Annotated in this window: 17 protein-coding genes, 1 tRNA gene and 2 pseudogenes; 13 read left to right on the top strand and 7 right to left on the bottom strand. The window is 71.7% G+C overall.

Annotated elements, in window-relative coordinates:
* Nucleotides 1-56: 56 nt before the first annotated feature.
* The 8 genes from ACWCPF_RS31465 (at nucleotide 57) to ACWCPF_RS31430 (ending at nucleotide 8209) form a co-directional block, all read left to right on the top strand.
* Nucleotides 57-587: a cupin domain-containing protein gene (locus ACWCPF_RS31465; RefSeq protein ID WP_451048491.1), complete on the top strand. Its 531-nt coding sequence runs from the start codon at nucleotides 57-59 to the stop codon at nucleotides 585-587.
* Nucleotides 584-1783 (top strand): cytochrome P450, encoded by a 1200-nt coding sequence (locus tag ACWCPF_RS31460; RefSeq protein WP_451048490.1) that lies wholly within the window; start codon nucleotides 584-586, stop codon nucleotides 1781-1783. Before ACWCPF_RS31465 ends, ACWCPF_RS31460 begins: the two co-directional genes overlap by 4 nt.
* A 22-nt stretch (nucleotides 1784-1805) precedes the next feature.
* On the top strand, nucleotides 1806-2129 hold the full coding sequence (locus ACWCPF_RS31455) for a 2Fe-2S iron-sulfur cluster-binding protein (protein ID WP_451048489.1): 324 nt from the start codon (nucleotides 1806-1808) through the stop codon (nucleotides 2127-2129).
* Nucleotides 2126-3373: an NAD(P)/FAD-dependent oxidoreductase gene (locus ACWCPF_RS31450; protein WP_451048488.1), complete on the top strand. Its 1248-nt coding sequence runs from the start codon at nucleotides 2126-2128 to the stop codon at nucleotides 3371-3373. The genes ACWCPF_RS31455 and ACWCPF_RS31450 overlap by 4 nt, the downstream gene beginning before the upstream one ends.
* Nucleotides 3370-4839, top strand: a complete 1470-nt coding sequence (locus tag ACWCPF_RS31445) for a class I adenylate-forming enzyme family protein (RefSeq protein ID WP_451048487.1) — start codon at nucleotides 3370-3372, stop codon at nucleotides 4837-4839. The genes ACWCPF_RS31450 and ACWCPF_RS31445 overlap by 4 nt, the downstream gene beginning before the upstream one ends.
* A 107-nt stretch (nucleotides 4840-4946) precedes the next feature.
* On the top strand, nucleotides 4947-6059 hold the full coding sequence (locus tag ACWCPF_RS31440; RefSeq protein ID WP_451048486.1) for an alcohol dehydrogenase catalytic domain-containing protein: 1113 nt from the start codon (nucleotides 4947-4949) through the stop codon (nucleotides 6057-6059).
* A 36-nt stretch (nucleotides 6060-6095) separates the two neighbouring features.
* Nucleotides 6096-7292, top strand: a complete 1197-nt coding sequence (locus tag ACWCPF_RS31435; protein WP_451048485.1) for an acyl-CoA dehydrogenase family protein — start codon at nucleotides 6096-6098, stop codon at nucleotides 7290-7292.
* The gene (locus tag ACWCPF_RS31430) at nucleotides 7289-8209 is read left to right on the top strand and encodes a 3-hydroxybutyryl-CoA dehydrogenase (protein ID WP_451048484.1); all 921 of its coding nucleotides are present in this window, start codon (nucleotides 7289-7291) and stop codon (nucleotides 8207-8209) included. Before ACWCPF_RS31435 ends, ACWCPF_RS31430 begins: the two co-directional genes overlap by 4 nt.
* 7 nt (nucleotides 8210-8216) lie before the next feature.
* On the opposite strand, the gene ACWCPF_RS31425 is transcribed toward ACWCPF_RS31430, so the two are convergent.
* Both ACWCPF_RS31425 and ACWCPF_RS31420 read right to left on the bottom strand, forming a co-directional pair.
* Complete coding sequence (locus ACWCPF_RS31425; RefSeq protein ID WP_451048524.1) at nucleotides 8217-9146, bottom strand: carbohydrate kinase family protein; 930 nt, start codon at nucleotides 9144-9146, stop codon at nucleotides 8217-8219.
* Nucleotides 9147-9157: 11 nt separating this feature from the next.
* A complete protein-coding gene (locus ACWCPF_RS31420; RefSeq protein WP_451048483.1) occupies nucleotides 9158-9844 on the bottom strand; it encodes a class II aldolase/adducin family protein in 687 nt (228 codons plus the stop codon).
* A 58-nt stretch (nucleotides 9845-9902) separates the two neighbouring features.
* On the opposite strand from ACWCPF_RS31420, the gene ACWCPF_RS31415 reads away from it, so the two are divergent.
* The 4 genes from ACWCPF_RS31415 (at nucleotide 9903) to ACWCPF_RS31400 (ending at nucleotide 17696) form a co-directional block, all read left to right on the top strand.
* Nucleotides 9903-10565 (top strand): TetR family transcriptional regulator, encoded by a 663-nt coding sequence (locus tag ACWCPF_RS31415; RefSeq protein ID WP_451048482.1) that lies wholly within the window; start codon nucleotides 9903-9905, stop codon nucleotides 10563-10565.
* 5 nt (nucleotides 10566-10570) lie between these two features.
* The gene (locus ACWCPF_RS31410; RefSeq protein ID WP_451048481.1) at nucleotides 10571-10924 is read left to right on the top strand and encodes a hypothetical protein; all 354 of its coding nucleotides are present in this window, start codon (nucleotides 10571-10573) and stop codon (nucleotides 10922-10924) included.
* A 1419-nt stretch (nucleotides 10925-12343) separates the two neighbouring features.
* The gene (locus ACWCPF_RS31405; RefSeq protein ID WP_451048480.1) at nucleotides 12344-13744 is read left to right on the top strand and encodes an alpha/beta hydrolase; all 1401 of its coding nucleotides are present in this window, start codon (nucleotides 12344-12346) and stop codon (nucleotides 13742-13744) included.
* An 820-nt stretch (nucleotides 13745-14564) separates the two neighbouring features.
* On the top strand, nucleotides 14565-17696 hold the full coding sequence (locus tag ACWCPF_RS31400) for a S8 family peptidase (RefSeq protein ID WP_451048479.1): 3132 nt from the start codon (nucleotides 14565-14567) through the stop codon (nucleotides 17694-17696).
* Nucleotides 17697-17791: 95 nt separating this feature from the next.
* On the opposite strand, the pseudogene ACWCPF_RS31395 reads toward ACWCPF_RS31400, so the two are convergent.
* The 5 genes and pseudogenes from ACWCPF_RS31395 to ACWCPF_RS31375 form a co-directional block, all read right to left on the bottom strand.
* Nucleotides 17792-17887, bottom strand: a pseudogene (locus ACWCPF_RS31395) (glyoxalase); the annotation flags it as partial.
* 152 nt (nucleotides 17888-18039) lie between these two features.
* Nucleotides 18040-18174 (bottom strand): hypothetical protein, encoded by a 135-nt coding sequence (locus tag ACWCPF_RS31390; RefSeq protein WP_451048478.1) that lies wholly within the window; start codon nucleotides 18172-18174, stop codon nucleotides 18040-18042.
* 10 nt (nucleotides 18175-18184) lie between these two features.
* Nucleotides 18185-18286: pseudogene (locus ACWCPF_RS31385) on the bottom strand (IS5 family transposase); the annotation flags it as partial.
* 96 nt (nucleotides 18287-18382) lie between these two features.
* Nucleotides 18383-18456, bottom strand: a tRNA-Pro gene (locus ACWCPF_RS31380).
* Nucleotides 18457-18500: 44 nt separating this feature from the next.
* Nucleotides 18501-19931, bottom strand: coding sequence for an MFS transporter (locus ACWCPF_RS31375; protein ID WP_451048477.1), 1431 nt, complete (start codon nucleotides 19929-19931; stop codon nucleotides 18501-18503).
* Between the two features lie 154 nt (nucleotides 19932-20085).
* Between ACWCPF_RS31375 and ACWCPF_RS31370 the strand changes: the two genes are divergently transcribed.
* A complete protein-coding gene (locus ACWCPF_RS31370; protein ID WP_451048476.1) occupies nucleotides 20086-20664 on the top strand; it encodes a TetR/AcrR family transcriptional regulator in 579 nt (192 codons plus the stop codon).
* Nucleotides 20665-20666 lie beyond the last annotated feature (2 nt).

Below are 20666 nucleotides of genomic sequence, written 5' to 3'. Positions count from 1 at the left end.
CAAGCATCTGACTGTCAAATATCTAACAGTAGGTTGGTTTCTCAAGGGAGAGAATCATGGTCCGTCGTGTCGTCACCGGTGTCGATCCCCAGGGCAAGCCCGTGATCGTCAGCGACGGAGAGCCGCCCGTCACCCGTCAGTACACCCACATCCCCGGCTTCGCCCGTTCCCTGGTGTGGAACACGACGGCTCCCGCCGCCCCGTCGGACGACCCGACGGAGTCCCTGAAGTCCTACGTCCCCGCCCCCGGCGAGACCATCGCCCTGACCGTCACCTTCCCCCCGGCCGGTGTCTACGCCGACCCGGGCTGGGACCCCGCGGCCGCCGGCGCCGAGCAGCTGGAGGCGACCCCGGGCCTCGCCGAGTGCTTCGAGCCCGAGAACCCCGGCATGCACACCACCCCCACCGTCGACTACGGCGTCGTCCTGAGCGGCCGGATCGTCCTCGACCTGGACGACGGCGAGAGCGCGGTGCTCGGGCCCGGCGACCTCGTCGTGCAGAACGGCACCCGGCACGCCTGGCGCAACGACGGCACGGAGCCCGCCACGGTGTTCTTCGTCCTGATGGGCGCGGGCGGCCCCGCATGAGCGCCCTGACGACGGCGGCGCCCGGCGCTCCGGTCGTCGACCTGGACCTCGCCGACCTGCGCCGCGACCCCTACCCCGCCTACGCCGAGCTGCGCCGCGCCGCCCCGCTCGCCTGGGTGCCCTCGGTCGGCCGCCATCTGCTCACCCGGTACGAGGACATCGTCCACGCGGAGAAGCTGCCCGAGGTGTTCAGCTCGCGGGAGGAGGGCTCGCTGCTGCTGCGCACGGTCGGCCCGAACATGCTCCGCGAGGACGATCCGCAGCACCGGCGGCTGCGGTCCGCCGCCGAGCCGCCGACCCGTCCGCGCCAGGTCCGCGACCGGTGGGCGGCCTCCTTCGAGCGCACCGCGCACGACCTCCTCGACCGGATCGCCGGCCGCGGCCAGGCCGATCTGATCGCCGACTTCGCCGAACCGCTGGTCGCCGCCAACCTGGCGCTGGTGCTGGGCCTGCGCACGGCGAGCGCCGAGGACGTCGCCGACTGGTCGCGGGCGATGATGGCCGGCAACAGCAACTACGGCGACGACCCCGACGTCTGGCTGCGCGCCGAACGGGCGACCGCGGCCATCGAGGCGGCGGTGGCGGAGGCCGCCGAGGCCGCCCGGCGCGAGCCCGACGGCTCGGTGATCTCCGCGATGGTCCACGCCGAGGGGCCGGTGGAACTCGCCGAGATCCAGAACAACGTCAAGGTGATCATCGGCGGCGGCGTCAACGAGCCGCGGGACGTGTTCGGCGTGGGCGCCTGGGCGCTGCTCGACCGTCCCGCGGTGCTGGACCGGGTCCTGGCGGATCCGGCGAGCTGGAAGCGGGTCTTCGAGGAGACGGCCCGCTGGATCTCGCCGATCGGCATGTACCCGCGCCAGCTCACCCGGGAGTACGGGATCGCCGGGGTGACCCTCCCCGCCGAGAGCCGCGTGGCCCTGGTCATCGCCTCGGGCAACCGGGACGAGTCGGTGTTCGAGCGGGCCGACGAGTTCGACCTGGACCGGCCGCAGCGCCCGCATCTCGCCTTCGGCGGGGGTCCGCACTTCTGCATGGGCGCGTGGGTCGCGCGCCACGAGGTCAGCGCGATCGCCTGGCCCCTCCTCTTCGGCCGCCTCCGGGGACTCCGCCTCGACGAAGGGGCCCCGAGCCGTCTGGACGGCTGGGTGTTCCGGGGGCCGACCGCGCTGAACGTCACCTGGCAAGCAGCCTGAGCCGTCCCCTCGGGAGGACTTCATGCCCACCGTCATCTTCCGGTCGCCCGACGGGACCGAACGCAAGGTCACCGCCGGGTCGGGGACCGTGCTCATGCAGGCGGCCGTATCCCACGGCGTGCCGGGCATCGTCGCCGAGTGCGGAGGCAACGCCTCCTGCGCCACCTGCCATGTCTACGTCGACCCCGGCTGGTCCGGGCCGGCGGGAGCGCCGAACGACGTCGAGGACGAGATGCTGGACTTCACCGCCGCCGAACGCCGGCCCACCAGCCGGCTCAGCTGCCAGATCCCGCTCTCCGCCGCCCTCGACGGTCTGGTGGTCCACGTGCCCGAGGAGCAGGTATGACGAGCGACTCCGCAGGCGTGGTCGTGGTGGGCGGCGGACAGGCCGGGTTCAGCGTCGTCTCCACGCTGCGCGCCGCGGGCCACCAGGGCCCGGTGACGCTGTTCGCCGACGAGGCCCATCTGCCGTACCGGCGGCCGCCGTTGTCCAAGAAGGCCCACACCGAGGCCGCCGACCTGGGCGTCTGGCTGGTCCCGGAGTCCTTCTACGCCGAGCGGGACATCGAGCTGTGCCTCGGCGACGACGTGATCGCCGTCGACACCGCCGCCCGCACGGTCCGCACCCGCTCCGGCCGGAGCGTGCCCTACGCCCACCTCGTGCTGGCGACCGGCGCCCGCAACCGCCCGCTCCCGGTCCCCGGCGCCGACCTGGCCGGCGTCCACGCCCTGCGCTCGCTCGACGACGCGCTGGCCGTCGGCCGGGCCCTGACGACGGCCCGGGACGTGGTCGTGGTCGGCGGCGGCTTCATCGGCCTCGAACTGGCCCGGGTGGCCCGGGCCCACGGCGCGCGGGTGACCGTCGTCGAACTCGCCGACCGGCTGCTGAGCCGGGCGCTCTCGGCCGAGGTGGAGCCGTATGTGCGCGAGCGCCACGAGCAGGCCGGCGTCCGCATCCGCACCGGGACGGCCGTCCGGGCGCTGGAGGGCGCCGGCCGGGTCGAGCGGGTGCTCACGTCGGACGGCGTCCTCCCCGCCGACCTCGTCGTGTACGGCATCGGCGCGGCCCCTCGCGACGAGCTGGCGCGGGCGGCGGGGCTCGCGGTGGACGACGGCGTCCTGGTCGACGAGCAGCTCCGGTCGGTGTCCGACCCGCGGGTCTTCGCCGTCGGCGACTGCGCCCGGCATCCCCATCCGCACGCGGACGGGCCGGTCCGGCTGGAGTCGGTGCAGAACGCCACCGACCAGGGCGCGCTGGTCGGCCGCCGCCTCGCCGGACAGCCGCCCGCCCGGTACGAGAGCCTGCCGTGGTTCTGGAGCGACCAGGGCGCCGTCAAGCTGCAGATCGCCGGGCTGCGGGCGCCCTCCGACGAGGTCCGGCTGGCCGTCGGCGACGCTCCCGAGCGGCTGGCCGCGTACGCGTTCCGCGGCGGTCTGCTCGCGGCGGTGGAGACGCTGAACTGGCCCGCCGAGCACCTGGCCGCGCGCCGCCTGCTGGAGCGGCGGACCCCGGTGTCCGCCGCCGAGCTGGCGGGAACGACCCTGGGCGCGCTCGCCCGGGCCGGACGCGCGGCGGAGGTGCGGGCATGACGGACACGTTCGGGGCCCAGCTGGCCGTCGGCGCGGTCGAGGCCGGCGGGCGGACCGCCCTCGTCTTCGAGGACCGCGCCTGGACCTACGCCGAACTGGAGTCGGCGGTGCGGCGGACCGTCGCCCGCCTCGACAGGTACGGGGTGCGCAGGGGCGACCGCGTGGTGATGCAGGGCGCGGCCCGGCCCGAGGCGCTGATCACGCTGTTCGCGGTGACGCGGCTGGGCGCCGTGCTCGTCCCCCTGCACCCGCAGGCGGCCGCGGGCGAGCTCGCGGTCGTCTGCGCGCAGACGTCCCCGGTGGCCGTGGTCGCCGACGAGGGATTCCCGGCGGCGGGGACGGGACCGCGGCTGGCCTGGGAGGAACTGCACCCGCCGGGGGACGACGGGCCCGAGGCCGCGCCCCCGGACGCGCCGGACGGGTCCGACGTCGCCGTCATCGCGTTCACCTCGGGCACCTCGGGGCGTCCCAAGGGCGTCTCGCTGACCCACGGCAATCTGTGCCGGAGCATGGCGGGCGGCCTGGCCGGGATGCCCTTCGGCGAGGACGACACCGCGCTGATCGCCACCCCGCTGGCGCATGTCGCCGTCCTGGGCGGGCTGCCGCAGGTCACCTGGGCGCGGCGCGGGACGGTCGTGCTGGCCCCGCGCTTCGACCCGGACCTGTTCGTCGACCTGGTCCGCGAGCACCGCGTCACCTGCGCCTTCGCGGTGCCCGCCATGTCCGCCCTGCTGGCCCGCCACCCCCGCTTCGACGGCGGCGACCTGGACACCCTGCGCTGGATCCTGTCCGGCGGCTCGCCGGCCCAGAGCGCCACCCGCGAGCGGTTCCGGGCCCGCGGGATCGGCGTGGTCAACTCCTACGGTCTGACGGAGACCGGCGCGGGCGTCACCTACTCCGCGCCCGACGAACCGGCCGCCTCCACCGGCTCCCCCGTCCCCGGGGCCGAGCTGACGGTCGTCGACGCCGCCGGGGCCGCCGTCCCGGTCGGGACGCCCGGCGAGATCTGGGTGCGCGGGCCGTCGGTGGCGTCCGGGTACTGGACGGCCGAGGGACCGGTGCCGGTGACCGACGCGCAGGGCTGGTTCCACAGCGGCGACCGGGGACGGTTCGACGAGGAGGGCCGGCTGACGGTCGTCGGCCGGCTCAAGGAGACCATCATCACCGGCGGCGAGAACGTCGATCCGGCCGAGGTGGAGAACGCGCTCGCGGACTTCCCCGGCGTCGTCGAGGTCGCGGTGTCCGGGGCGCCGGACCCGGTCTGGGGCGAGATCGTGACCGCCTTCCTCGTCGCCGACGCCGCCGCGGACGCCGACGTCCCGACCCTGGACGACGTCCGAGGTCATCTCGACGGCCGGCTCGCCCGGCACAAGTGGCCGCGGCGCCTGTGCGTCGTGCCGGCACTGCCCCGCGGGGCGACCGGAAAGCTGCAGCGGGCGCGCCTCGCGACGCTGCTGGACGACTGACCGCACCCGCACACCCGTCGGAGGCCGCGCCGTCACAGGTGCCGTCTCGCCCACCCCTACCCTCTCCGTCCCCACCCTCACCCTCACCCTCACCCCGAGGAGACGCCATGAGTGCGACCATGCGAGCCGCGCGGATGCACCACGTCGGCGAGCCGATGAAGCTCGAGGAGCTCCCCGTTCCCGAGCCCGGCCGCGGCGACGTCCGCGTGGCCGTCCACGCCGTCAACATCGTTCCGAACCTCGCCAACATCCTGAACATGTGGACCACCTGGTTCCCGCACAGCCCGCTGCCCACCCTGCCGGCGATCTTCGGCCTCGACCCGGCCGGTGTGGTCGAGGAGGTCGGCGACGGCGTGGAGGGCTTCGCGGTCGGCGACCGGGTGTACGTCAACCCGGGCCGCTCCTGCGGCTCCTGTCGCTCCTGCCGCGGCGGCGACTCGATCAACTGCGCCAGCTACGCCTTCGCCGGGTACTTCGGCTTCTCCCCGACGGCGCTGAGCCTGCTCGACCGCTACCAGGGCGGCCTCGCCGAGTACATGATCGCCCCGGCGTACAGCCTGGTGAAGCTGCCGGACTCGCTGTCCTTCGAGGCCGCCGCCCGCTTCGGCTACCTCGGCACGATGTACTCGGCCCTGCGCAAGGCCGGCGCGGGCCCGGGGAAGACGATCCTGGTCAACGGCATCAGCGGCACCCTCGGCATCGGCGCCGCGCTCCTCGCGCCCGCCCTGGGCCTGACGCATGTGTACGGCACCGGCCGCGACAAGGGCCTGCTGGACCAGGTCGGCAAGCTCGCGGGCGGCCGGCTGCGGCTGCACTCCCTGGACGACGGTCCGCTCGACGACTGGCTGCGCGAGGAGACCGGCGGCCACGGCGCCGACATCTACATCGACGCCCTCGGCCCGGGCGCCCCGCACGAGACCTTCCGGGCCGGGATGCGGGCGATGGCCCGCGGCGGCATCGCGGTCAACATCGGCGCCGTCGCCGGGGATCTGCCCATCGACATCCACCGGATGATGGACCAGCAGCTGCAGCTGATCGGCTCGGCCTGGTTCACCTCCGGCGAGGGCCAGACCATGGCCGACATGGCGGGGGCCGGCCTGCTGGACCTCAGCCCCCTGCAGCACCAGGTGTTCCCGCTGGAGCGGGTCAACGACGCCATCGGCGGCGTCGCCGAACGCAACGGCGGCTTCAGCAACTTCATCATCAGCCCGACGGCCTGACCCGACCCGGCTTCGACCCTCTTCTGGAGACTGACGATGCACGCACCACCGCACGCCGGGCGCCCGGCCGACCCGCTCGACCTCCTCGAACTCGACAGCCTGCTCACGCCGGACGAGCGCGCCGTGCGCGACGCGGTGCGCACCTTCTGCGACCGGCGCGTCGACCCGTTCATCGCCGAGTGGTTCGAGCAGGGGGCCATCGAGGACATCCGCGGGCTCACCAAGGAACTCGGCGAACTCGGCCTGCTGGGCATGCACTTGGCAGGGTACGGCTGCGCGGGGATGAGCGCGGTCGACTACGGACTGGCCTGTCTGGAGCTGGAGGCCACCGACTCCGGGCTGCGTTCCCTGGTGTCCGTGCAGGGCTCGCTGGCCATGTACGCGATCCACGCCTTCGGCTCCGAGGAGCAGAAGGAGGAGTGGCTGCCGCGACTGGCCGCCGGCACGGCGATCGGCTGCTTCGGGCTGACCGAGCCCGACTCCGGCTCCGACCCCGGCAGCATGCGCACGGTCGCCCGTCGGGACGGCGGCGGAGACTGGGTCCTGGACGGCCGCAAGATGTGGATCACCAACGGTTCGGTCGCCGACGTGGCCGTGGTCTGGGCCCGCACGGACGACGGCGTGCGCGGCTTCGTCGCCCCCACGGACACCCCCGGTTTCTCGGCGTCGGCGATCAAGCACAAGATGTCGCTGCGGGCGTCGGTGACCAGCGAGCTGGTCCTGGATTCCGTACGGCTGCCGGCGACGGCCGTCCTGCCCGAGGTCCGTGGGCTGCGCGGCCCGCTGTCCTGCCTCAACGAGGCCCGGTACGGCATCGCCTGGGGTGCGATGGGCGCCGCGCGGTCCTCGTTCCGGGCGGCCCTGGCCTACGCCGGCGACCGGGTCCAGTTCGGCCGTCCGATCAGCGGATTCCAGCTGACGCAGGCCAAGTTGACCGACATGTCCCTCGAACTGTCCAAGGGCACGCTGCTGGCGCTGCACCTCGGCCGGATCAAGGACGACCGCGGGCTGCGGCCCGAGCAGGTCAGCTACGGCAAGCTCAACAACACCCGGACGGCGCTGGACATCTGCCGGACCGCGCGCACGATCCTGGGCGCGAACGGCATCTCGCTGGACTACCCGGTCATCCGGCACGCCAACAACCTGGAGTCGATCCTGACCTACGAGGGCACCGTGGAGATGCACACCCTCGTGATCGGCCAGTCCCTGACGGGGCAGGCGGCCTTCCGGTGACCGGCACGCCGGGGCCGGCGGCCGAAGCTGCCCGGCCGTCGGCCGACATCCGGCGGGTCGGGGTCGTCGGCTGCGGGCTGATGGGCGCGGGCATCGCCGAGGTCTGCGCCCGTGCCGGCCTGGACGTCGTCGTCCACGAGCTGAGCCCGCAGGCAGCGGAGGCGGGCCGGGCCAGGATCGCCGCCTCCCTCGACCGCGGTGTCCGGCGCGGCAAGCTCTCGGCCGCGGAGCGGGACGCAGCGCTGGACCGGGTCCGGGTCGGCACCGCCCTCGCCGAACTGTCCGACCGGGATCTGGTGGTGGAGGCGGCGACGGAGGACGAGAAGGTGAAGGTCGAGCTGTTCGCCGAGCTCGACCGGATCGTCGCCCGCGAGGACGCCCTCCTCGCGTCGAACACGTCCTCCCTGCCCGTCATGAGACTGGGCATGGCCACCGCCCGCCCGCACCAGGTGATCGGCGTGCACTTCTTCAACCCGGTGCCGGTGCTGGAGCTCGTGGAGATCGTGCCGTCACTGCTGACGGCCCCTCAGACCCGGTCCAGGGCAGAAGAGTTCGTCACCGGGGTGCTGGCCAAGAAGGTGATCCTGGCCCAGGACCGGGCCGGTTTCGTGGTCAACGCCCTGCTGGTGCCCTACCTGCTGTCCGCGATCCGGATGCTGGAGTCCGGGCACGCCTCGGCGGAGGACATCGACACCGGCATGGTCCTCGGCTGCGCCCACCCCATGGGGCCGCTGGGCCTGGCCGACCTGATCGGCCTGGACACGCTCACCGCGATCGCCGAGGCCATGTACGCCGACTTCAAGGATCCGCTGCACGCCCCGCCGCCACTGCTGCTGCGCATGGTGGAGGCGGGGCTGCTCGGCCGGAAGTCCGGCCGCGGCTTCCACGACCACGCCGGGAGCCGGGTGGTCGCCTGATCTCACCTCATGTGCGGGACTTCTGCGTCGCGGCGAACTCGTCGGCCGCGGCGAGGTCGAAGTCGCCGTGGTCGCTACCGAGCCCCTGCGCCACGAGGGCCGCGGCGGCGCTGCCGAGGACGGCGGCGTCGCTCGGCGTCCGGCCCAGGCTCACGCCGCGCAGATAGCCCGCCGAGAACGCGTCACCGCAGCCCGTGGTGTCGACGACGTCGATCACGAACGCGGGAACCGGTTCCGCGCCGTCCGCGGTCACCACCAGCGCGCCGTCGCCGCCGCGGGTGACGGCGACGACGCCCGCACCGGCGTCGAGGAGCTTGCGCGCGCCGGCCAGCAGGTCGCTCTCGCCGGTGAAGCCGAGGACCTGGTCCTCGTTGGGCAGCAGATGGTCGATGTGCGGCAGGGCCGCCTCCAACTGCTCGAAGCTGCCGAGGACTCCGGGGGCGAGCAGGTCCACGGAGGTGACGACGCCGTGCTCCTTCGCGAACGACAGGATGCGCGTCGCGACGTCCACGCCGATCAACTCCGGGCCGCCCAGGTGGAGATGGGTGGCCTCGGCGAGGGCGTCCCAGGGGACGTCGTCCGGGCCGTAGGTGATGTTCGCGCCGAGGAGGTGCAGCGAGGGACGGTCGCCGTTGGGCCGGATCGGCAGCACGCTCGCGGAGGTGGCGGTGTCGGTGCGGCGGACGAGGAACTCGGTGTCCACACCGGCCCGTTGGAGCAGCTGCACCAGCATGTCGCCGGTCGGGTCGGTGCCGATCGCGCCGGCGCTGCGCACCTGCGCGCCCAGCTTGGCGAGGGTGAGTGCGGTGCCGCCCGCGGTTCCGGCGGCGGTCATCCGGATGTCCTCGACGAGCGTCGCGCCCTGGCCCTCGGGTATCTCCTCCACGGGCCGTACCAGGACGTCCAGCACATGCACGCCCATCGTGAAGACCTTCATCGGCTCCCCCTTCATCGGCTTTCCTCCTGCGCGGGTGGTACGGGGTGGGTGGTTCCGTAGTCGCGGGCGATCGCGGCCTCGATGACGGCGAGTTGCTGCCGTTCGTCGAGAACCCGGGGTTGCCCCATGGCGGCGGCGCGCTGGTAGACGCCGCAGGCCCACTCGAGCAGCAGCGCGTGCTCGACGGCCTTGTCGAGGCTCGTCGCATGCGTGACCGCACCGTGGTTGGCCATCAGCGCGGCGCTGCGGCCGTCGAGCGCGGCGATCACCGACGCCGCGAGATCGGGAGTGCCGAACGTGGCGTACGGCGCGACGCGCACGGTGCCGCCGAGTGCGAGCAACTGGTAGTGGATGCAGGGCAGTTCGTCGAGCACGCAGGAGACGGCGGTGGACATCGGGGCGTGGGTGTGGACGACGGCGCCGGTGCCGTAGCGGCGGTAGACGCCGAGGTGCAGATCCAGTTCCGAGGTCGGCCGCAGCTCCCCGGCCACGATCTTCCCGTCGAGGTCGACCACGGTCACCTGGTCCGGGGTCAGTCGTTCGAGGACCGCTCCGGTCGCGGTGATCGCGACCCGGTCCTCGACCCGGACGCTCACGTTTCCGGCCGTGCCGATCAGGAGGCCCTCGGCCCCCAGACGCCGACAGGCGTCCGCGACGGCGGTCCGCTCCTGACTCAGCGCCGAGCTTGAGGCGGTCATGGGCGCGAAGGTAGCGTAAACCTGAAACAAAGTCACGTTCAGGTTTGGAGAGGTTTCCTTGGCCCAGCCGACAGCGGGTAACGGCGGCGGCACCACCGGTGGCACCCCCCTGCGCCGCACCCCCCGGCAGGCGCGCAGCAAGGCCCGGCTGGCCCTGTTGCTGGCGGCCGCCGAGCGCATCCTGGTCGCCGACGGCGTGGAGGCGCTCACCACGACGCGGGTCGCGGCCGAGGCGAAGGTGTCGGTCGGCTCGCTGTACCAGTACCTCCCCGACCGCGGCGCGATCATCGACGCCCTGGCGACGGGCTACTTCGCCCGCCTGGAAGCCGTGATGGACGACCTGGTCCGGGCGGCGGCCGAAGAGCGGTGGGACGATCCCGTGGGCGTGCTCGTCGACACCTACGCCCACGTCTACCGCACCGAACACGGCTTCCGCGCCCTGTGGTTCGGCAGCGGGCTGACCGAGCGGACCCGCGCCGCGGACCGCGAGCACAAGCACCGGATGGCCGACGGGATCCGCCGCGTCCTGCTCGCGCTGGGCGTCGCCCGCGACGACGAGGCGCTCATCAGGGCCGCCACCGCCGCGATCCTCACCGCGGACGCCCTGGCCCAGGAGGCGTTCCGCCGAGCCCCCGAGGGCGACACGGCCCTCCTGGAGGAGGCGAAGACGATGCTCCGCGGCTACCTCACCGAGGTCGCCGCACGCTATACACAAGGGTGACTTCCATGACCATGCCGCGAGCGACGACGACCCTGTGGCGCCCCACCGGCCCCAAAGAGCTGGAGCTGGTGCGCAACCTCGCCTGGCGCGCCTGGCCGCCCCGCCTCCCCGAGCAGCCGATCTTCTACCCGGTCCTCGACGAGGACTACGCCGTCAAAATCGCCCGCGACTGGAACGTCAAACACGACGGCGCCGGCTATGTCACCCGCTTCGAGGTCGACTCGGAGTTCCTCCGCCGCTACCCGGTCCAACAGGCGGGCGGCCGGACGATCCTCGAACTGTGGGTCCCGGCCGAGGAGTTGGACGAGTTCAACTCCCACATCGTGGGCGAGATAACGGTGACCCACGAGTTCCGGTGAGTCCGACGAGCGCGTGCCCTCATCTTTCACGTCGGGACGACAGGATTTGAACCTGCGACCCCTTGACCCCCAGGAGTGAGGGCCAAGGAACCACCTGCACATATCAGGCAGGACTAGAGCGCAGGGCGTGCGTCCGTGCGCGTGCCGTTCAGGGTCGCGAACACCGTGTGGTCCCCAACTGGTCCCCACGGCAGTGGAAACAACAAAGGACGTTGTCTGCTCGAAGAGGCGTCCCGCTCGGTCAAGCAGGCGGCTCAAGAGGCATCTTCCCCTGAAGGTATTCCGCAGCGGTTCCAGGGGCTGGCCCACAGGCACGTCCGCCGTCGCCGCCCTGGCCGGTTCGGCCCTCCGGACCGAGGTGAATGCAGGGGCCCACCGAGTGGGTTCCTGAGGGAACTTGTCTCCAGCGTCGGGTTCCTTGCGGGAGGCCCAGACGCCTTCCAACTCGCAGTCCCACCTGACAAGCCAGTCCCCGCGTCCCCCTCAGCCCGCCTCAATCAGCCGCGCGACAGCTCCTGCCGGCCACTCCCAACTGCGGTCCTCTCCGGCTCGCAGGGCCTCGGCCTCGTACTGACCTGCGGTGAACCGAAGCTCCCGAGGCCGCCGCCCGGTCGGCGAACTACGCGGCCAGATGCAGCACTTCACCACCGCTCTCACCGAGGCCGAAGCACGTCTCGCGGACCTGGCCACCACCCGGAAGGTCATCACCGAACTCGCACCACCGGGGACGCACCGGATCCGCCCGAGTCGAGCACTGCCTACCAGGCCATCGGGAACGCCTCCAACAGGCACCCGGCAGGCATTTCCGTGGCCGCGAACCGCCCGAACTCCTCGGCATGCCCACCGAACGCCCCGGCCCTGAACGTCACCCGCAGCTGTCTCGGACGCCTCACCCGGCCTCGGCTTCCTCCCCCAACCCGGACGAGGCCGCTACCGGAAACGGACGTAACGCCCTCTCATACGCGTAGAAACGGCTCGCGCGCAGAAGCACTGCAAGCGCCGGGCATGAATGCCGCTGCAACTCCAGGAAACCACAGGTCACAACCACAATCTGAAATCTCCACCGGACCTCGGGGCGGTTCGGTCAAATGTTTGCCGGTCCGAGGGTTGCGGTGCCAGACTACCTCTGCAACTCACCGTCGGCTCAGGGTCCTTGTCCTCGGGACCATGTTTGCCACTGTGTTGACACTGATGTCGGCACACGGTTCGGCCACCCCTCTGCGACCGCGCGACGCGGCGTCTGCCCTGTACGGCCTGGAACCCTTCCCGACCGCCGGGCGTGGGCCCGGTGCGTCGACGTTTCGGCGGGCAGGCCTGGTTCCGGCCGGTCCGGCCTGAGTGCAATACCGACCGGCTGGGTGAGCGAGGGGTTCACACCACCCGGTCATCCCTCGACTGCGCTACAAGTGAGAGAACGTGATGAGAAAACGAGTGCGCGCGCTGGTGGTGGCCGCGCTGACGGCGGTCGTCGCCCCGACCGTCACGGCCGCGACGCCCCCCGTGGCCGCCGCCCCCGCCACTTCTTCGCTCAGCTGGCAAGCCTGCGGTACACAGGGCGCCGAGTGCGCCTCGCTGCCGGTGCCGCTCGACTGGTCCCGGCCGTCTGCCGGGACCGTCACCGTGGCGGTGAGTCGACTCAAGGCGGCCGATCCCGCGCAACGGATCGGCACCGTGTTCTTCAATCCGGGCGGGCCGGGCAACGCCGCCCGCCCCTGGATCCGGGACATGGCGACGCAGATGTTCCCCGCTGAACTGCGCGAGCGCTTCGACATCGTCGGGGTGGACCCACGCGGCATAGGTGACAGCCGCCCACTGATCGCCTGTGAGAAGCCGACCGCCGAAATGGACGGCGGGCGGTACCCCGAAACCCGCGCCGCCTACGACCGGCTGATCGCCTACAACCGCAGCGTGGCCGAAGGATGCCGGCGGGCCACCGGCCCGCTCATCGACCACGTGGACACGGTCAGCGCGGCCCGCGACTTCGACCTGGTGCGCAAGGCCCTCGGCGAACGGCAGGTGAGCTGGCTCGGTCTGTCCTACGGGACCGTACTCACCGCGACTTACGCCCGACTGTTCCCGGAGCGGGTCCGGGCCGCCGTGCTGGACGGAGCCCTGGACCACTCCATCGGATCCCGCAGGCTCGCTTCCGACGACGCGGCCGGGGCCGAGGACGCGTTCGGCGTCTTCGCCGACTGGTGCGAGTCCGACCAGAGTTGCGCGCTGTACGGCCGCGACGTGAGGGCCGAGTACCGAGCGCTGCTCGACCGCGCTCCGCTGCCGGCCGCCGGGTTCCCCAACGGCGTGACCGCGGACCAGATCGGCTTCGGCGCCTATTCCAAGCTGATCTTCCGCAGCTCCTGGGGTGCACTGGCGAAGGACCTCGCCGACGCTTCCACCAACGCCGCCGCCTTCGCCACGGTCGGCTCACCCAGCCCCGCGTACCGGGTGATCGCCTGCCACGACATGCCCACGGGGAAAGTCAGTTACGAGAAGTTCACCGCCCGCCTGGCGGAGGCACGCCGGCTGGCCCCGGTCACCGGCGGTTACGTCGAGGGCTGGGACATCCAGGCCAGTTGCCTCGGCTGGCCGATCAAGGCGGCGAACCCGTGGGGTGAGATCCCGGTGACCGGTACCCCGCCGTTGCTCGTGGTGGCGGGCACCCACGACCCGGCCACGCCGCACCACTGGGGTGAGGGGATGGCCTCGCAGATCGACGGTTCGAAGCTCCTCACCTGGGACGGTGTGGGCCACACCGCGTTCCTCAACTCCCCGCAGACCCTCGATCGCGCGGTCGACTACCTGATCACCGGCCGGGTCTGAACCAAAGCCGGCCGTCGCGTCGGCTCCGCTCGCGATGGCACCGACGGCCGGCCCGCATCGGCCGGCCGTCAAACCGCCGCCCCTTGGACGACATCGCCCTGGCGGCCGGCTCGGCGTCGATCTCGGCATCGTCGACATCGCCACCACCTCCCGACGGCCGGATCATGTCCGGCCGCCAGGTCGACCGGCACCGCGAACGGACCCACGACCTGCGCAAGAAGCTCCAGAGGAAGCGCACCAAGTCCGCCACAACGGCTTCCGCCACATCGCCCCCGGGCCGATGCCGCGTGGCAGCGGGGCGCGGTCAATCGCCCCGGTCCCACCGTCAGGACGGGACAGGACTCAGGGGACCATGCGGCAGCCGGCCGCCCTCCACTTGTCGTCCCGGCCCCCAGAACCGAGCCCACAAGCTCGGTCCCCTCAGGGCCGAGAATTTGACTGTCGTCACCGTGCGCACCGTTTCAACCCGTGTCTGCGTGGCGTAGATGTGACGTGTCGCTTTTGGACAGCGAGAAGCCGTGCCCTGCAGCCATCTGACATGTCACGCTGTCACACCATGGGAAAGAGGAACGACAGGTTGGGCCCAAAGGCCCACAGACCTCGGTCGCAGTACGTGGTCGGCGCCGCGCTCGTGGCCCTGCTGGCCGGAATGACAGCCACGCCTGGTGCTGCTCAGAGCGCCGACCGGACAGCCGGACAGGCCGGTTCGGAGGTCCAGGGAGAGACGGCGGCAGCCGGATCCACCCAACACGATGTCACACTGATCACCGGTGATCGTGTCACGCTGACGATCGGCCCGGCAGGTCGGCAGAGCGTTGCGGTGGAGCCCGCGCAAGGACGGGAGCACATCAGGTTCCTGCAGCGTCAGGACGGTGGCAACTGGACGGTCATCCCGCTCGACGTGCTTCCGCTGCTGGCGGCGGACCGCATCGACAAGGCCCTGTTCGACGTTTCGGCGCTGGTCGAGGAGAAGTACGCGGACCGGGCGAGCCTGCCGCTGATCGTCGAGTACGCGGGGGCGGCGGATGCCGCACGGCGCAGCCTGACCGCGGCCGGTGCCGGCAAGGTCCGCACCATATCCGGGACTTCCTTCGCGACGCTCAGCGAAGACGGCAAGGGCGCGGCGGATTTCTGGAAGGGCATCACTTCTGCCGAGGCGGGCGCCGACTCCTTCGGGGCGGGCATCCAGCGGGTGTGGCTCGACGGCCGCTCCAAGGTCCAGCTCGACCGGACGGTGGCGCGTATCGGAGCGCCGCAGGCCTGGGAGAAGGGCTACAAGGGCGACGGGGTCAAGGTCGCGGTGCTCGACACCGGTTTCGATGCGAACCACCCTGACCTCAAGGGCCTCATCGCCGGATCGGCGAACTTCACCGCCGAGCCGAACACCGATGACTTGAACGGCCACGGCACCCATGTGACCTCGACCGTCGCGGGTTCCGGCGCGGCCTCCGGCGGCACGTACAAGGGTGTGGCGCCCGGCGCGCGGATCCTGTCGGGCAAGGTGTGCACCGCGAACGGCTGGTGCGACAACTCCGACATCATCGAGGGTATGGCCTGGGCCGCCCAGCAGGGCGCCAAGGTGATCAACCTGAGCGTGGGCGATACGGACACTGCGGGGATCGACGTCCTCGAGGCCATGGTCGACACGGTCACCCGTGACTTCGACACCCTGGTCGTGGCCGCAGCCGGCAACGGCGGTTCGAGCAGCAGGGTCAGTTCCCCCGCCTCCGCCGATCGTGCGCTGGCCGTCGGCGCCACCCAGATCCACGACGATCTGGCCAAGTTCACCTCGATCGGCCCGCGGGTGGGCGACTTCGGCCTCAAGCCCGACCTGGTCGCACCCGGTGTCGATGTCGTCGCCGCCAAGGCGGGCGGCACCACCGCCGAGGACGGCTACACCGAGTTGTCCGGTACGTCGATGTCGACCCCGCACGTCGTCGGCGCCGCCGCGATCCTGTTCCAGCAGCACCCCGACTGGACCCCGGAGCAGGTCAAGCGTCAGCTGATGCAGACCACGACCGGCGGCTTCGAGCGCGGTGCCTACTACCAGGGCGCCGGTCGCGTCGACATCGCCCGGGCCATCACCCAGCAGGTCACCGCCGAACCCTCCGGACTGTCCTTCGGGCACGTCCGCTACTCCGACAGCGGCCGGCCGCCGGTCAGCAAGACGCTCACCTACCGCAACCCGGGCAGCGAGCCGCTCACCTTCGACCTCGCGCTCAATGTGACGTACCTCGCGAGCAGGCCCGCACCCAAGGACCTGTTCCGCCTCAGCAGCGACAAGGTCACCGTGCCCGCGCACGGCTTCGCGGACGTCACTCTCACCGCGACCCCGGAAGCGACCACGGTCTACGGCGCTCTCAGCGGCGTCGTCATCGCCTCCACCGCGGACAAGTCCGTCTCGGTGCGTACCCCGCTCGGCATCGACGTCGAGCAGCCGTCCTACGACCTCCGCCTCAACCTCAAGGACCGGTCGGGCAAGGCGCCCGCCTATGCCAACCTGCTGCTCACCTCGGCCGACGGTGTACGGCACGACCTGACACTGCGCGGTCAGACCGAGCTGGTGACGAGGGTGCTCAAGGGTAAGACCTACTCCTTGAGCGGATTCTTCCTGAACGAGTCACTCACCGAGACCACCGTGGTGGGTGCGCCGGAGATCGTCATGGGCGGAGACCGGAGCGTCACCATCGACGCCCGGCAGGCGAAGCCCGTGACGGCGTCGGCCCCGAGCCGCTCGGCCCGCATCGCGTCGGCCCGCGTCGGCACCATAGGCCTCGGCGGCGAGGAGTCGTCTCCGTACCTGCAGGACGTCATCGGTGGCGACCGCGTCGAGGGCGTGTACGCGGTCCCGACGGCGCGGGTCAAGAACTCGAAGTTCGCCTATGTCATCAACACCACCTGGGCTGAGCCCGGCTCCGGCGGAACGAACCCGTCCCCGGCGTACTACCTCCTTCGGCCGGTGCAGGGCGGCATCCCGGCCGATCCCGGTTACCACCCCCGCAAGTCGGAACTGGCCACGGTGAACTCCACCTTCGCCGCGACCGCACCGGGGACCACCGCCGACCGCTACGTCTACATGCGAGTCGGCGGCGCCCTGATTGCGGGCGGACACGCGGTGCAAGGCATTCCGCTTCCGAGCCGTCGGGTGGACTACTTCTCGGCGCACGAAGGCGCGAGCTGGGACACCGTCTTCATCCAGGCGTCCATGATGGACCCGGAGGTTCGCGGACAGACGTTCGTCAGCGTCCCGCACAGCTACAAGGGCGGCACCGTGGTCGAGGAGCGCTGGAACAACGGCGTGCAGGCCATGGGCTTCTCCCCCGTGGACATGCGAACTCACCGTGACGGCGACGTCATGACGTGGATCATGAACGATGCGGCCAACGGCAACCTCGACCGTTCGGCCACCACGACGACGGGCAGTCAGCGCACCTGGGAGCTGCGGCGCAATGGCGAACCGGTCCCGCATGCCGGGGACCAGGCCGAGGTGCCGGCCGACGCCGCCCCGGCCGACTACCGTCTGACGTTCCGGCAGCAGCGCGACCTCGCTCCCGGCTCCTCCATCTCCACGGACCTGCGGGCGGAATGGCGGTTCCGGTCGCAGACCACGTCGCAACAGCAGGCGTTGCCGTTGTACGCGGTGCGGATGTCGCCGGAGCTGGACGAGTGGAACCGGGCCAAGAGCGGACGTTCGTTCGATATCCCGGTCCAGATCCAACGCCCCGTCGGCGCCGCTCAGACGCCGATCCGCACCTTCACCACCGAGGTCTCCTACGACGAGGGCAAGACCTGGCACGACGCCAAGGTCAAGGGCTTCGGTGACCAGCGGACCGTGTCCGTGAAGCACCCGCGCCACCCGTCGGGTGGCGCCGTCTCGCTGCGCACGTACGTGAAGGACGCCGCAGGCAACTCCTTCAAGCAGACCGTGATCAAGGCCTACCTCCTCAAGTAGGCGCCAGGAGCGGTGTTCGGCCCGCCGGAATCCATTCGGCGGGCCTCTGCCCTACCAGGCCCACCCTCGAGTTCGTCACTGTTCGCAGTTGTTCGGAGCGACTTCGCGGCGGGCTTCAGTACTGTGGCGCCGGCATCCAAGGCGGCGCCGAGGAAACCGCCGACGGTGGCCGACCGGGACACCGTGAGCGAGCGCCGTCGCCCGAAGTGGCGGCCCTGCCGCACCCTCGCGTCCGGACGTCCGCCCGACCAGCCGCGCAGGACGCCCCGGACCGGGCCCTGACGCCGGTGACGGCGGGCGGTGCCCGGGCCGGTGACCGGTCGGGGTGGCGGTTTCGGTCGCATCACTCGTCGATGGCGGTGCCGAAGAGCGCGTCCGTGCCCGCGGCGGCGAAGGAACCGCCGCCGTACAGCCAGGAGCCGTCGGCGGTGATGCCCCTGGTCGCGGTCGGGAAGGCGATCGCGACGGCGTCATCCATGTTCTCACCGGGGGCGCAGGCCAGCAGTTCGCCGCCGCCGTCGTCGCTCCGGCTCGATCAACTCCCAGCGGGCATCGGACAGATCAATCGGATACGGACGACGTTCGGCCATGACTTGGCATAGGCCCGTCCCCAACTGGTCCCCAAGAATGCTCAAGGCCGGTTTCGGATGCCTCCGAAACCGGCCCTGACCTGCGACTGTCTCCAGTCGGGACGACAGGATTTGAACCTGCGACCCCTTGACCCCCAGTCAAGTGCGCTACCAAGCTGCGCCACGTCCCGCGGCGTCTCCGCCGCGGTGAGCTGCGGGAACGCGCAGGTGAACCTTACCGTACGGGGGTGGGCGCGGCGGTCGGCGTCCGGTGTGGGGCCGGCTGCGACGGGCGGCCCGTGCGGCTGACGGGGACCAGCAGGGCGGCGAGCGCCGCGCCGAGGCAGAGCACGGCGAGCAGCGTGAAGCCGTGGGTGTAGCCGGAGTCGTACGGCAGGCCCGACGGCTGGAGGCGGCCGGTGACCAGGACGCTGGTGACGGCCGCGCCGATGGAGCCGCCGATGGTGCGGATGTTGGCGTTCATCCCGGTGGCCGCGCCGGTCTGTCCGGCGGGGACGCTGCCCACGATCAGGTTGGCCATCGAGGCGAAGGCCAGACCGATGCCGAGGCCGAACACGCCTGCGACGAAGGCGACTTGCCACTGGGCGTCGTGCCACAGCGCGAGGAAGCCCAGGGCGAGCGCACCGAGTGCGGCACCGGTCGTCAGCAACGCCTTCGCGCCGACGCGGGGTTCGAGCCGTCCGCTGAGCACGCCCGAGACGAACATCGCGACCAGCATCGGCAGCATGAGCAGCCCGGAGGTGGTGACGCTCGCGCCGAAGCCGTAGCCGGCCGTGCTCGGGGTCTGGACGAAGCCGGGCAGGAAGGTCCAGATCGCGTACATGCCCGCGCCGAAGAGCAGCGCGGCGAGGTTCGTGGTCCACACGGCCGGGAGTCGCATGATGCGCAGGTCGATCAGCGGGTTGCGGGAGCCCGCCTCGAAGGCGAGCCACAGCGCGAAGAGGGCCACCGCCACGGTGAACAGGCCGATCACGCGGGCCGAGCCCCAACCCCAGCTGCCCGCCTGGCTGAGCGGCAGCAGCAGGGCGACCAGCCAGCCCGACAGCAGCACCGCGCCGAGCCAACTGACCTTTCCCTGCGCCCGGTTGGGCGACTCGGGCACATAGCGCAGGGCGATCAGGGCAGCGGCGGCGACAATGCCGACGGGGATCCAGAAGAGCCAGCGGTAGTCGAGCGCGGAGACGATCGGTCCGGCCGCGACCATGCCGACCCCGCCGCCGGCCGCGATCACGGCGGACAGGTTGCCGATGGTGCCGGGCACCCGGGAGGCGTCGAACTCGTCCCGGATGATGCCGAAGGAGAGCGGGACCAGCGCGCCGCCGACGCCCTGGATCACCCGGGCGACGATCAGGACGCCGATGTCCGGCGCGAGCGCGGCGAGCAGACAGCCCGCCAGGACGGCCAGCAGGACCGCGACGAGCGTGCGTTTCTTGCCGATCAGGTCGCCGACCCGGCCCAGGATCGGCGTGAAGACGGACGCGGACAGCAGATAGGCGGTCATCACCCAGGTCGCGGTGGACTGCGAGGCGTGCAGGGCGTGCTGCACGGTGGGCAGGGCCGGCGCTATCAGCGACTGGAGCATGGAGAACACGCCCGCACCGGTCGCGAGGACCGCGAACGTGAGGCGCGTGGACTTGCGGGGCATGAGAAGCCTCTCGGAAACCCGGAAACGGCGAAAGGAAGGCAGGAGGAAAGAGAGGAAAGAAGGGAGAGGGGCCTCGGACTGGTAAAGTGGAGGCACTCCTCCACTGTAGCGGAGGCACCCCTCCGGTTCAACCGAGTCCGCCCAGGAGGCAGCAGTGACGGCCCAGCCGTTCCCCGTCGGCGAGATCGTCGCCGCCCAGCGCCCGCACCGTAAGGACGCCGCCCGCAACTACGACGCCCTGCTGGACGCCGCGCGCGAGGCGTTCGCCGAGAACGGCTCGGAGGCCTCGCTGGAGGACATCGCCCGCCGGGCCGGCGTCGGCATCGGCACGCTCTACCGGAACTTCCCGACCCGTCGCGCCCTGTTCGAAAGCGTGTACGCGGACGAGGTCAACGCGCTGTGCCAGGCGGCGCTCGAACTCGGCGATCTCCCCCCTTGGGAGGCGTTGACGGCCTGGCTCGGGCGGTTCGCGGGCTACATGGTGACCAAGCGGGCGGTGCGCGAGGCGCTGGAGGACGAGTCGGAGATCTTCGGGGCCTGCCGCGAGTCGATGTTCGCGGCGGGCGGACCGCTGTTCCAGCGGGCCCAGGACGCCGGCGCGGCCCGCAAGGACATGGACTTCGGCGACCTGCTGCGGCTGGTGGCCGGCATCACCGCGACGACGTTCACCGACGACGCCCAGCGCGACCGCGTCCTGGCCATCGCCCTGGACGGGGTGCGCGCCGGGCGCTGAGA

The sequence above is a fragment of the Streptomyces sp. NPDC001858 genome (assembly GCF_053594615.1).
Note: the sequence above shows the minus strand (reverse complement) of the source record. Positions and strands in the feature narration are given on the sequence as shown.